This is a genomic window from Streptomyces sp. A 4/2 (assembly GCF_940670765.1).
Taxonomy (GTDB): Bacteria; Actinomycetota; Actinomycetes; order Streptomycetales; family Streptomycetaceae; genus Streptomyces.
In genome coordinates, this window is record NZ_CALNVW010000002.1 from 265543 (window position 1) to 279372 (window position 13830).

A 13830-nucleotide genomic window follows, 5' to 3' on the forward strand; every position below is an offset into this window, starting at 1 on the left:
ACAGGAAGGAACACACCATGCCGCGCGTCCTGTTGAAGATGCGCAAGGGCGCCCACGCGGTGATCCTCGCCCTCTCGAAACCCGCCCCCTGACCACACGGCACTTCTCACGTACGCACCGCAGCCCCATACGGTGGGCACCATCAACTCCCGCGTGCAGAGGAAGTGTTCGTCCCGGTGACACCACGCACAGATCCCGTCCGGCCCCTGCCCGAGCTGCTCCGGGAGCATGCCCGGCTCCGCGGCTCCACGATCGCCTTCCAGGATTCCTGTTCCCGGGTGACCTACGCGGAGTTGGAGCTGCGGACCGGGCGGCTGGCCGGGCATCTGGCCGGGCTCGGTCTGCGGCACGGTGAGCGGGCGGCGGTCCTTCTCGGTAACCGGGTCGAAGCCGTCGAGAGCCTGCTCGCGGTCACCAGGGCCGGCGCGGTGGGTGTACCGATGGACGCGCGGAGCACCGGGGCGGAACTGGCTCATCTGCTGGACGACAGCGGCGCCCGGGTGGTCTTCACCGACCGGGCCGGACTGGGCCTGCTGCGGCTGCTGTTACCTGAGCGCCCGCAGTTGACCATGGTGCTCGTCCAGGACACCGGGACGCCCGGCGGCGTACGGGACGAGGCCGGGGCGGCGGGTGACGGCGGCAGCGCGGCGGACACCGACGGCACGCTCCCGTACGAGTCCATGGCCACCACCGAACCGTCCGTTCCCGCTCCGGACGACCTCGGGCTCGACGAGGTGGCGTGGCTGCTCTACACCTCCGGTTCGACGGGCGCCCCCAAGGGCGTGCTGTCCACCCAGCGCAGCCGCCTGTCGTCGGTGGTGTCCGGCTTCGTCGGCGTCCTCGGCCTGTCCGCCGACGACCGCCTGCTGTGGCCGCTGCCCCTCCACCACGCCATGGGCCAGATCCTGTGCGTCATCGGGGTGACCGCGACCGGGGCCGGCGCTGTGCTCCTGCCGCGGTTCTCCGTGACGGACGTCCTGGGTGAACTGCGCCGGACGGACGCCCCGGTCACGTTGCTGGCCGGTGTGCCGACGACGTACGGAAAGCTCCTGGAAGCCGTACGCGGCGAAGGGCTGAAGGCGCCCGCACTGCGTGGCTGCGTCAGTGGCGGCGTGGCCGCACCGCCCGGTTTCCAGCGGGAGTTCGAGGAGATCTGCCGGGTGCCGTTCCTCGAGCACTACGGGAGCACCGAGGCGGGGCCCGTCACCATGACCGCAGCGGGTGTCGACCGGGCGGCCGGTTCGTGCGGGCAGGTACTGCCGGGCATGCGGGCGCGGATCGGCGACGGCAGCAACGACGGCGGAAGCGGGTTCGGCGGAGACAACGGCGGCGAGGCCCTGGGCGAAGGGGAGTTGTGGGTCAGCGGGCCCGGTGTCATGGCCGGGTACCACGGTCGGCCCGAGGACACCGACGAGGTCCTGCGCGACGGCTGGTACCGCACGGGTGACCTGGCCCGGATCGATGCCCGGGGCGATGTCACCATCACCGGCCGGGTCGACGAGCTGATCATCCGGGCCGGGGAGAACATCCACCCCTCCGAGGTGGAGGCGGTGCTGCTGGCGCAGCCTGGGGTCAAGGACGCCGCCGTGTCCGGCCGCCCGGACGGCGTGCTCGGTGAGGTGCCGGTCGCCCATCTCGTCCCGGAGAGACCCGGCGCGCTCGACAGGAGGGCGGTCCTCGCCGCCTGCCGGGAACACCTGTCGCCGTTCAAGGTCCCGGCCGCCCTGTACGAGGTGGACGTGATCCCGCGCACCGCCTCGGGGAAGGCCAAGCGGTACGCGCTCGCGGACCGGCCCGCGCGGCTCCTGGAGGCCGGGGTCTCCCCGGCGGCGGGGGCCGGTTCGGTGGATCTGGCCGCGCTGGTACGGACCGAGGTCGCCGCTGTACTGGGCTGCGCCGTCGACGAGGTGGAGCCGGGGACCGCGTTCCGCGACCTGGGGCTGGACTCGTTGACGTCGACGCTGCTGCGTGACCGCCTGGCGTCGGCGACCGGGCTCCCCCTGTCCGAGGCCGCCGCCTTCGACTTCCCCACCACGACGGAACTGGCCGCTCACCTCCGGGCACGGCTCTCCGGCGTGCCCGCGGACGCCGCGGCCACCCGCCCGGAGGGCGCGGACCCGGCCGACGACCCGGTGGTGATCGTCGGGATGGCCTGCCGCTTCCCGGGCGGTGTGGAGTCCCCGGAGGATCTGTGGCGGCTGGTCGACGAGGGCGTCGACGCCATCACCCCGTTCCCCGCCGACCGGGGGTGGGACCTGGACGGGCTGTACGACCCGGATCCCGGGCGGACGGGGCGGACATACGTACGCGAGGGCGGCTTCCTGTCCGGCGTGGACCGGTTCGATCCGGCCTTCTTCGGTATCTCGCCCCGCGAGGCCCTGGCGATGGATCCGCAGCACCGGCTGCTGCTCGAAGTCGCCTGGGAGGCCTTCGAGCACGCCGGGATCGATCCCGGCACGGTGCGCGGGACGCCCACCGGTGTGTACGCGGGGCTCATGTACAGCGACTACGCCAGCCGTTTCGTCCGCACACCGGAGCGGGTGGAGGGCTATCTCGCCATCGGCAGCGCGGGCAGCGTCGCGTCCGGCCGTATCGCCTACGCCCTGGGCCTGGAAGGGCCCGCGATGACCGTGGACACGGCGTGCTCGTCGTCGTTGGTGGCCCTGCACCTGGCGGTCCAGGCGCTGCGCAGGGGCGAGTGCTCGCTCGCGCTGGCCGGTGGCGTCACGGTGATGTCGGCGCCGCACTCCTTCGTCGAGTTCAGCAGGCAGCGCGCGCTGGCCCCCGACGGCCGCTGCAAGGCGTTCGGTGCGTCGGCGGACGGCACCGCGTGGGCCGAAGGCGCGGGAATGCTCCTGGTCACCCGGCTGTCGGAGGCGCGGCGGGCGGGCTACCGGGTGCTGGCCGTGGTCCGCGGCTCCGCGGTGAATCAGGACGGAGCGAGCAACGGCCTGACGGCGCCGCACGGACCGGCTCAGCAACGGGTGATCCGCCAGGCCCTGGCCGACGCGCGGCTGGCCCCCGCGGAGATCGACGCGGTGGAGGCGCACGGCACGGGTACCCGGCTCGGTGACGTCATCGAGGCGGAGGCGTTCCTCGCGGCCTACGGGCAGGACACGCGGGAGAACCCCCTGTGGCTGGGGTCGGTCAAGTCCAACTTCGGGCACACGCAGGCCGCGGCGGGGATGGCCGGGGTGATGAAGATGGTCCAGGCGATGGCGCACGGGGTGCTGCCCCGGACGCTGCACGCCGACGAGCCGACACCGCGGGTGGACTGGTCGTCGGGCACGCTGTCGCTGCTGACCCGGCCGATGCCGTGGCCCCGGACGGGCAGGCCACGGCGGGCAGGGGTGTCGTCCTTCGGGATCAGTGGGACCAACGCACACCTGGTACTTGAGCAGGCGCCTGCGGTACCCGACCAGTTCTCTCCGGTACTCGACCAGGCGTCTGCGGTACCTGCGCAGGCCGCGACGGTACGTGAGCGGGCCGCTGCGGCAGATCCGGGTGCCTCCGTTGCCTCGGGTGATCCGGACGCCCCGGACGTCCCGGGCACCCCGGACGTCCCGGACATCGGCTCCCCGGCCGCGCGGGAGGGAGCGGGAACAGCGGTGCCGTTCCCGGTGTCGGCGAGGAGCGCCCCGGGCCTCCTCGCTCAGGCCCGGCGGCTGCGCGCCGATGTGGCCGCGCGCCCCGGGACGAGCCTGCTGGACTTCGGGTTCTCCCTGGCCACGGCCCGCGCCGCCTTCGAGCACCGTGCGGTGGTGGTGGCCGCCGACCGCGACGAACTGCTCGCCTCCCTCGACGCGGTGGCCGAAGGACGGCACCGGCCGGGCGTGAGCACGAGCGGCCCGCGCCCGGCGGGCCAGGTGGTCTTCCTCTTCACCGGCCAGGGCAGTCAGCGCCTCGGCATGGGCCGGGAGCTGTACGGGGCCCATCCCGTCTTCGCCCGCTCCTTCGACGAGACCTGTGCACTGCTGGATCCGCTCCTGCCGAAGCCGCTGCGGGACCTGGTGTTCACCGAGGGAACAAGCAGTTCGGACGGACCGGACGGACCGGACGGACCGGACGGACCGGACGGACCGGAGAGGGGCGGGCTGCTCGATACGACGCTGTTCGCGCAGCCCGCGCTGTTCGCCCTGGAGGTGGCCCTGTTCCGGCTGCTGGAGTCCTGGGGTGTACGCCCCGACCTGGTGGCGGGGCACTCCGTCGGCGAGGTGGCGGCGGCCCACGCCGCCGGGATGCTGTCCCTGGCGGACGCCTGCACCCTGGTGGCGGCCCGCGGCCGTCTGATGGACGCGCTGCCCGCGGGTGGGGCGATGGCCGCGGTACGGGCCGACGAGGGCGAGATCGCCGCGCTCCTGGCGGGCCGGGAGCGGGAGGTGGAGATCGCGGCCGTGAACGGCCGCTCGGTGGTCGTCTCCGGTGACGAGCCGGCGGTACTGGACGTCCTCGCGCACTGGCGCGAACAGGGCCGCGAGACCAGGCGACTTCAGGTGAGCCATGCCTTCCACTCGGCGCGCATGGAGCCCATGCTCGACGCGTTCGCCGCGGTGGCGCGGGACATCACCTACTCGCGGCCGGGGATTCCGCTGGTGACCGCGGTGGCGGACCGGCTCGCCACGGACGGGGAACTGTGCGCGCCCGGCTACTGGGTGGACCACGTACGCCGCCCGGTCCGCTTCGCCGACACGGTGCGGTATCTGCGGGAGAAGGGCGCGACGCACTTCGTCGAACTCGGCCCGGACGGCGTGCTCACGGGCCTGGCACGCGACTGCCTCTCCGATACGCGCACCCCCGCGCACGGCCCCGCGCCCCTGGTCGTCCCGACGCTGCGCGGGTCCCGGCCGGAGGCCGAGGCGCTGCTCGCCACGGTGGCCGCGCTGCACGCGCACGGCGTGGATGTGGACTGGCGCGCGGTCTTCGCCGGACGCGGGGCGCAGCGTACGGCGTTGCCGCTGTACGCGTTCCAGCGCGGGCGCTACTGGCTCGACGCCGACCGGCCGGACGCCGCCACGGCGGAGCCGGAAGCCGCACCTCACCCGTTCCTGCGGTCCGCCACGGCGACGGCGGACGACGACGGGCTGCTGCTGAACGGCCTGCTGTCCCTGCGGGACCAGCCCTGGCTGGCCGACCACACGGTGCTGGACAGCGTGCTCCTGCCGGCAACAGCGTTCGTCGACATGGCGGTTCACGCAGGTGACCGGGTGGGAACCCCGGTGCTGGAGGAACTCACCCTGACGGCACCGCTGTCGCTGCCCGCCGACGAGACGGTCGAACTGCAGGTGAAGGTGGCGCGACCGGACGCGGGCGGGCGACGGGCGGTGGTGTTCCACGCACGGCCGCGCACGACCTCGTACGACGGGACGTGGAGCCGCCACGCCTCCGGGATCCTCGCGTCCGAGGACCCGCAGGAGCTGCCGGAGCCAGTGGCCACGCCGTCCGTGTGGCCGCCTGCGGGCGCCGTCCCGCTGCCGCTCGACGACGGATCCGGGACCGAGTCCAGGACCGGGTCCGGGTCCGGGTCCGGGTCCGAGTCCCGATCCGGGTCCGGGTCGCGGTCCGGCGTCGGACTCTACGACCGGTTCGCGCGCGGCGGGCTGCACTACGGACCGGCTTTCCAGGGCCTGCGGGCCGCCTGGCGGCTGGGCGCCGACATCCTCGCCGAGGTCTCGCTCCCGGAGGAGGAGCACGTCAACGCCGGTCTGTTCACCCTGCATCCGGCCCTGCTGGACGCGGCACTGCACGCCATGACACTCGACGGATCCGCACCGGGCGACGGCGACAGCGGCAGCGGCAGCGGCAGCAGCAGCGGCAGCAGCAGCGACAGCACGGCGGTGTCGCTGCCGTTCGCCTGGAGCGGTGTCCGGCTCCACGCGTCCGGTGCCCGCCGACTGCGGGTACGGGTGTCGCCGGGCGCGGAGAACGGAGCACGGCTGGAGCTGACCGACGGGACCGGTGCGCCCGTGGCCACCGTGCGGTCACTGGTCCTGCGACCGCTCCCCCGCGAACAGATGAGCGGCGTAGGCACGCCTCGTGACTGCCTGTTCCGCCTGGACTGGACGCGCCTGCCGGATTCCCCCGCCCCCGCGCCGGACGGACCGCCCGGGTGGGGTGTTCTGGGCGAGCCCGGCCCGTGGCTGCGCGACGCGTTCCTGCCGGCGGGCGTCCGGCCGACGGCGTACGCGGATCCCGCCTCGGCGGGCGCCGACGCACCGGCTGTCGTCGTCGCCTGTCCGCCGCTCACCGAGGCGGACGGGCAGGACCGGGCGTCGGCCGCGCACCGTACGGCCGGATGGGCGCTGCGGCTCGTGCAGGACTGGCTCGCCGAGGAGCGACTGGCGAACTCCCGTCTGGTGGTGCTCACTTCGGGCGCTCTCCACACAGGAGCGGAGGCAGACAGCGTCAACGGCTGCGCCAGCAGCGGCAGAGGCAGCGGTGCGGAGGATGCTGCTCTCACCTGTGCGCCGGTATGGGGACTGCTCCGCTCGGCGCAGACGGAGAACCCCGGCCGCTTCGCCCTGGTCGACATCGACGACCACCCGGCCTCCTCGGGGGTGTTGGCCCGGGTCCTGGCGAGCCCGGAGCCACAGTTGGCCGTGCGAGCCGGGGTCGCGTACGTACCGAGGCTGGTCCGTGCGTCCGGCATGGCGGAGGCCGACGAAGGTTCACGGCCCAGGCCCCGGCTGAACCCTGCGGGCACCGTCCTGATCACCGGGGGCTCCGGCTCCCTCGGCATGTCGTTCGCCCGCCATCTCGCGGTCGCACACGGCGTGCGTCACCTGCTGCTCGTCGGACGGCGCGGAGCGGATACGCCCGGCACCGGTGAACTTCGCGCGGAGCTGGCCGAGTTGGGTGTCGAGGTGACGGTAGCGGCGTGCGATGTCGCCGACCGCACGGCGCTCGCCGCGCTCCTCGCGGACGTACCGGAGGCGCACCCGCTGACCGGTGTGGTGCACACCGCGGGCGTGCTGGACGACGGGGTGATCCCGGCGCTCACCCCGGAGCGTCTGGACCGGGTGCTGCGGCCGAAGGTGGACGCGGCGCTGGCCCTGCACGAGTTGACCCGGGACAGCGACCTGGCCGTCTTCGCGCTGTTCTCCTCGGTGGCCGGGGTGTTCGGCTCCGGCGGCCAGGGCAACTACGCGGCGGCGAACGCGTACCTGGACGCGCTGGCACAGCACCGCAGGGATCTCGGCCTGCCCGCTGTCTCTCTCGCCTGGGGGCCGTGGCAGCAGAGCGGCGGTATGACCGCTGCCCTGCGCGACGCGGATCTGCGCCGGATGACCCGTTCCGGTTTCGTCCCGCTGCGGACCGAGGAGGGCCTCGCGCTCTTCGACGCCGCCGTCGACGGCCGGGACGCGGTCCTGGTGGCAGCCCGCATGAACCCGGAGGCCTCCGGGTCGGCCGGGGCGCCGCTGCGCGTGCCGGGTCGTGGGCCCGCCCGGCGGATCGCCGCGGCCGGCACGGAGTCCGCGCCCGCCGGAGGTGAATCCCTGCGGCAACGGCTGGCCGCCACGCCTGCGGGCGAACGCGGCGCACTGCTCCTGGCGGAGGTACGCACGGAAGCCGCCACGGCGCTCGGCCACGGCGCGGACCCGTCGGCAGTCGAACCGGACCGCCCGCTGGCCGAGTTGGGGCTCGACTCGCTGGCCGCCGTCGAGCTGCGCAACCGGCTCGCGACGGTGACGGGGCTCGCCCTGCCGGCCACGCTCCTCTTCGACTACCCCACGCCCCGTGAGGTCGCCGCCCACCTGGAGGAGCGCTGGTCCCGGACCACCCCGGAAACACCGGACGCCCCGGACCGGCCGTCCTCCGCCGCCTCCGCCGCCTCCAACACCTCCGCCACCGACTCGCTGTCCGCTCTCTTCCGTACGGCGTGCGCCCGTGGCAAGGCGTGGGAAGGCATCGCGCTGCTGACGATCGCCTCCCGGTTCCGTGCGGTGTTCGACAGCGCCGAAGCCCTCGGCGCGCCGCCCGCCCCCCTCACCGTCGCGACCGGCGGCGTCGGGCCACGTCTGATCTGCTTCCCGGCGCTCAGCGCGCTCTCCGGCCCGCACGAGTACATCCGCTTCGGGCGGGACCTCCAGGGCCTGCGGCCCGTTTCGGTGCTGCCGAATCCGGGGTTCCTGCCGGGTGAGGCGCTGCCCGGCACGCTGGACGCCTTCGTGGCGGTGCAGGCCGCCGCCGTACTCGCCTCCGCGGGCGACGAGCCGTTCGCCCTGCTGGGGCGCTCGGCCGGTGGATGGGTGGCACACGCGGTCGCCGAACGCCTGGAACACGCGGGCGTCCACCCGTCCGCCGTCGTCCTGGTCGACACCTTCCCGGGCGACAACCCCCGTGGCGGCCGGAGCGGCAGCGGCAGCCGTCACGGTGACGGTCCCGCACTCTCCCCGATGACCGTGCACATGCTCGACAAGGCCGCACGGTTCGCCCCGGCGGAGACCGACCGGCTCACCGCGATGGCCGGGTACCTGGACCTCTTCTCCGACTGGGAACCGAAGGCGCTCTCGGCCCCCACCCTCTTCGTCCGGGCCGGGGACGGTCTGCCCGGCGTCGAAGCGGCCGGGGCGTGGCGTCTGCCGCACGCCGAAGTCACGGTGCCCGGCGACCACTTCACCGTACTGGAGGACCACGCCCGTACAACCGCTCTCGCCGTCCACGACTGGCTCTCCGCCCGCCGCTGACCGCGCCGGGGGGCCTGTCACCGCCCGGGGGCCGGCAGCGGGTCAGCCCCGCTGCCACAGGGCCGGTACGTACGGCGGCTCCCAGCCCGGCATCGCCGTGTGGGCCCGGACGCAGCGGTACGTCACCGTGTCGTAGATGACCTGGTCGCCCGCCACGTAGGCAGTACCGGACGTCCAGGTGTCGGTGCCGCCGGGCGGAGGGCTGGTGGGGGGTGTGGTCGGCGGGGTGGTGGAGCCGTCGACGTAGCAGCCCAGCCATTGATGCGGCCCGGCTGGGCTGTCGTGCCGGTCAGGTGCTGCGGTCAGAGACGTCCGCACAACCCTCGGTGATAGCGGAGGTACTTCTGCTCGATGACGTGGTCGGCATGCCGCTTGAGTTGATAGTCGACGGCTCCTGTGGCGTTCCGCCTCACCGCCCAGTCCTCGTCGATGTAGATGGCGAGTCTGTCGAATTCGACGTGGTGATTGGGACAGAGGCACAGCAGGTTGGACAGTTGGTCGGGCCCGTTGTGGGGCCTCCCCAGCCCCCGGATGTGGGCCGCCTCGCTGTAGTGGCTGTACCTGGTCTCCACCCGGGATCCGCATACCTGGCATGCATGCTCGTACATCACCTTGATTTTTTCGACGAGGCGGGAATCCCTGTCGAGCTGCGTCGAGGTGCCCGAGCGACGGCGCACCGTCCCGTCGCCACGTCCTCCGTCAGGGAGTTCACCGCTGGCGCTCGCGTATCCGGCGAGCCCCACCCGCTCCAGCACTTCCTCCCGGTCGACATCACCGAGGTACTTGGAGCAGATCAGACCGACGGCATCGGCACGCGCCAACGAGCGGCGCAGGACCTTGGCCGCGTCCTTGTGGAGGCCGGCGCTCGCACGTGCTGCGGTCAGCTCGGACGGCGTTGGGGTGGCGTTCTGATCCTCCATCCCCTGGACATCCCACAGCCCACTGGAGCGCAGGTGCCAGAACGGGTACTCAGGGGTGACCCTCGACTCCGGGAGGCCGAAGTCACGTAGTAGCGGCCCCACTTCGTCGTGGAACGTCTGCCACTCGACCATGCGGTCCTGCTCCACGGCCAGCCGCCCTATGGCCCACAGCAGAGTGATCGGCTTGTGACGTGAAGGACGCCGGTCCTTGGTATGGGTCTTCAAGCTCGAGAGCGCATGGAACACGTCGTCCCGGCGCAGTGCCGTACCTCTGCCAGGAGACGGGGCGTTCCGCCCCGGACTTACCGGCGCCGACGGGTCGACCAAGTGCAGGAAGCGGGCCCGGTTCTCGGCGCTCACCAGGGTCAGTGAGCGCAGGACATCACCCAGCCCGAGCCCTTCAAAAAGGGGTTGTGCCGGTACGTCGAACTCGACTACATCCCCCAGCGCCATGATGTGTTCCCAGGTGCACTGCTTCTCGTCCACACCCCAAATGGCCTCCGCAAGGGCCTGGTTGTGGAAGAGACCGAGAATCCTCGCCCTGGCGACGAACTTCCGATCCGCGTAGAACAGCACCTCGTCGCCGACCCGGCGCCCGGCCACTGCGGTGGCTTTCTCGCTTTTCTTGGGTGCGGGAGGGGTAGCTCCCCAGAGCCGCGCCGGGCCTGCCGGGAAGAGCTCCTTCAGCGCTCGGGCGTCAGCGCCCAGAAAACGCTCGTAGTCCGTGAGTCGGATGCCTTTGCGTACGGAGTGGTCGAAGTGTTTCGGACCTCGCACGCGAGGCGTGCCTCTCGGCTGAAGCACCCACTGGACTCTTGTCGAGTCGTGGAGGGCGGCATCAGTGATGCCCGCTCCGTTCGATCCTTCGTCACCCGTATCGGAGACTCGCACATCGGTTCCTTTATTCACGACTGCCAGGGTAACCAAGGGGACTGACAACGGGTTTTGCAGAGCCGCTTCGGAGTCGGCCGTGTAGCTCCGGAACGGCCCAGCTCTGCTTCCATGACCTGCGCAGCCCCTCGCTCTGACACTGCCTCAGTCCGGCAACCGCAGTCGCACCCGTCGCTCGTTCCGCACACCCGGCACCGATCAGTTCAGTGCTTGGGACGCAGCCAGGCCTGTTTGCCCTGTGGAATCACCTGTGCCGCGTCCGTGTACCAAAGCCTGTTGTCGCCGTCGAACCTGGCTCTCACCAGGCGCTTCGCCTCGTCCTTCTCCTGGTAGGAAACGTTCAGGTAGAGCCGCCCCCAGACCGTGGCCCCCACCTCGACGCCTTCGGACGCCTCTGGATTGCCCTTCTTCGCATTGCCCGAATCCTGGTGCCGGGGCCCTCCGCCCTCGCCTCTGTATACGGGCCTTTCCCTGCGTGCCTGGTCCATGACACGTCGCGCCTGCGCACATGATTCGGCGTCCTCCAACCGCATCATGAGGTCGGTGGGCCCCAGGTTGCCCAGCAGGTTCAGCGACCCGTGCCAGAGGACGGTCTCGTCCACGATGAACACTTTTTCGTGCATGCGTTCGCGATACTCAACCGTGCAGCCCGCCAACCTGAGTTGATCCACCAGTCCGCGGTGACGCTCAACCACGGACTCCTCCCGCTGTTCCTCGGGCGACCGGGTGTGAATCACCACGCTCACACCGGCGGCCGCCTTCTCCGCCAGGAGCGCAAGCCATTTCTTCACTCGGGGCGCTGCCAGCAGGAACGTATAGATGTCGATGCTCTTCCTGGCACGTTCGATGTCCCAGCGCACCGCGCGATCGACCTGTTCGGCGGGGAAGAACGCAGGCCGGATAAGCTCCTCGTCCGGAAGTGCCGCGAGTTCGGCCGCACTTCTGATGGGGATGAGCTGGTCGACGGAGATGGCCTGAGCTCGCGACTCCAGGTGGTCGAGCATCGTCCGTGCCTCGCTCCGCTGCGGGAGTTTCTTGCGGAGAAATGCCACGTCAGCAAGGACGACGAGATGGTCTTGGGCCCGGCTCAGGGCGACGTTCAGCAAGCGGCACGTCTCGGAGCCCAGGCCGGTTCCCCGGTAGAAATGACCGGGATAGTCACCGGCTCCGGCCACGGTGTCGAGGATCACGACCGGTCGTTGGCTGCCCTGGAACCGGTGCACAGATTCCACCAGGCCGTCGTAGTCGGCGCCGAGCCGCTCGGTCAGGACCCGTTTGAGGCCGTTGACCTGGTCCTTGTACGGAGCGATAACTGCCAGGCGGTCGGTTGCTCGCCCGCCCGGCGGAACGTTCTCCGCCTTCCTCGGCGGCAGTACTTCGTCGTACTGGAGACCGCGCACGAGTTCGTGAACCGCGGCCTGATGGACGGGATTTGTCCTGTGGTTGGGGCCGGGAACGCAGTGCCCCGACGTGTCGATCAGGATGACCGGGGCATTGACGAGCGGGCTGAAGGGGATGCGGCTCGTGTTGTCCCGGCCGGTACGCAAGGGTGCGTCCGGGTAGGCCACGGCGTTGACGAGAGCGCAGATCGGCTCACGCATGCGGTACTGAGTACTGAGAGCGACGAGTCTCGGGTCCTGACGCACGGTTCCAGCGGTGGTGACCAGGCCAGCCGCACGGAAGGCGTCCGTGGCCGACCATCGGCGCGCGTGCGCCTTGTCCTCTTCGCTCGCGCCCCGGTCATCAGCAGCTTTGTTCACGGCCGGCAGCTGTCGGAAGTCGCCTGCCACCACCACGCGCTTCCCCGCCAGACCGGCCACGTACCAGGCCATCGGCAAATTGATCATGCCTGCCTCGTCGATCACCACGACATCTGTGCGTTCCAGCAAGGAGCGGGACTGAGCAGCTTTCGCGACGGTGGCTCCGAGTACCCGGCAGTTCGCTCGCACCGCGTCGGAGATACGCCGCAGTTCCTTCTCCGCCGCGTTGATCTGCTTCTGGAGGTCGTCGGTCCGTTCGGTGAGACCTCGCAGTGGCTCGACACCGTCGAGCTTCGCGGTCTGATCAGTGATGCCTGCTCCGATGCGGGCGATGTCCCGCGCGGCCTTGTCCTGTGCTGTCGTTGCCGCGTCCCTATTCTCACTGGCCTCGGCCGTCATCTGGTTGGCGGTCCGAAGATGAGTGAGTGCCGCATCGAGTTTGGCCTGTTTCTGGTCTGCGAAGAAGCCCGACGGCGTACCGATGCGGCGAATGCGCGACCCCATCGTGTTCGCGATCTCCTGGGCATCTCGCCATGCCTGGTCGGCCTTCTGTCGGGTCGTGCCCGCAGTTCCGTACGCTGTTCGGGCGGTGGCCAGGTCTTCCTGCAGGCTTCGCAGTCGCTCGTGGAGCGCGATGTCCGCACGCACCGTCGTCAAGGTGGAGGTGAGCTGAGTGAGCGTGCTCTGCAGATGGGCGGAGAGCCTGACTGCCACTTGTTCGGGGTCCACGTACGTGCCGTACCGCTCCCGGAGCGACTCGACATCGATGCCGCCCGCCCGCTGCACCAGACCGGTGTCGAAACCCTGCTCGCCGGAGAGCAGGTCGCAGATCCGTTCCAGCGCCTGATCGACAGCGACCTTGGTCGGCGCGAGGAAGAGCACGTTGAGCCCCTGGCGGCTGCACCCTTCCACAATGTGCGCGACCACATCCGTCTTTCCTGTTCCGGGCGGTCCCCACAGGAAGGTGATCTCACTGGCGAGGGCCTGTTCCACCGCCTGGCGCTGCCGCGGGTTGAGACGGAGCGAAGGCCAGTCGGCAACCCAGCGTCCCGGGTCGGCTTCACGCGCCACCTTCGGGCTCCCCTGGCCGGTGATCCATCCGGCGCTCTGCGGCCGTACCGGATGGTCGGCCTCGCCGACAGACGCGAGACGCTCCGCCAGCACCTGCCAGGTCTGGGAATCGTCCGCGCGCAGCTGTACCTGACCCGGCGTATGCCCCAGGTCCGCCTCGGTGACGAAACGAACCTTGTTGTCAGGGAGACGGGTGACCTCGGCCGGTGCCCAGGAACCTTTCGACCGGGAGTGCCGCACCAGCAGGGGCAGACCGTTCAGAGCCTCGGGCCAGCGCTTGAAGCTGAATTCGTACTCGTGCTGCAGCCCGGATACGGACAACCGGCGCCCCTCGCGCAGGGAGGCCTTCGGTTTGTTTCCCCCGTCGCTGCGCAGTTCCGCCGCGATCTCCAGCTGTGCAGCCCTCAGAAGTTCATCCACCGGCTTCGGACGCCCGGACCCTGCCATATCTGCTCCCCCGTACTCTCGCTGTCCCGCCATGGTCACCAAGGCCCGGACGGAGAG

The 13830-nt window shown here is 71.1% G+C and carries 3 protein-coding genes and 1 pseudogene; 1 reads left to right on the top strand and 3 read right to left on the bottom strand.

Annotation, left to right across the window (positions count from 1 at the left end; genetic code table 11):
- The first annotated feature begins 176 nt into the window (after positions 1-176).
- Entirely contained in the window at positions 177-8684 is an 8508-nt protein-coding gene (locus NBY69_RS01935) for a type I polyketide synthase (RefSeq protein ID WP_250297823.1), read from the top strand.
- 42 nt (positions 8685-8726) lie between these two features.
- On the opposite strand, the pseudogene NBY69_RS01940 reads toward NBY69_RS01935, so the two are convergent.
- The 3 genes and pseudogenes from NBY69_RS01940 to NBY69_RS01950 all read right to left on the bottom strand — a co-directional run.
- A pseudogene (locus NBY69_RS01940) lies at positions 8727-8921 on the bottom strand (carbohydrate-binding protein); the annotation flags it as partial.
- A 65-nt stretch (positions 8922-8986) separates the two neighbouring features.
- Positions 8987-10381 carry an HNH endonuclease gene (locus NBY69_RS01945; RefSeq protein ID WP_250297825.1) on the bottom strand — a complete coding sequence of 465 codons (1395 nt, stop codon included), beginning with the start codon at positions 10379-10381 and terminating at the stop codon, positions 8987-8989.
- Between the two features lie 317 nt (positions 10382-10698).
- A complete protein-coding gene (locus NBY69_RS01950) occupies positions 10699-13773 on the bottom strand; it encodes an AAA domain-containing protein (RefSeq protein ID WP_250297826.1) in 3075 nt (1024 codons plus the stop codon).
- Between the last annotated feature and the right edge of the window lie 57 nt (positions 13774-13830).

Excerpts from the sequence above, each read along its gene's own strand:
- NBY69_RS01950 (WP_250297826.1), bottom strand. The coding sequence starts at position 13,773 with ATGGCAGGGTCCGGGCGTCCGAAGCCGGTGGATGAACTTCTGAGGGCT.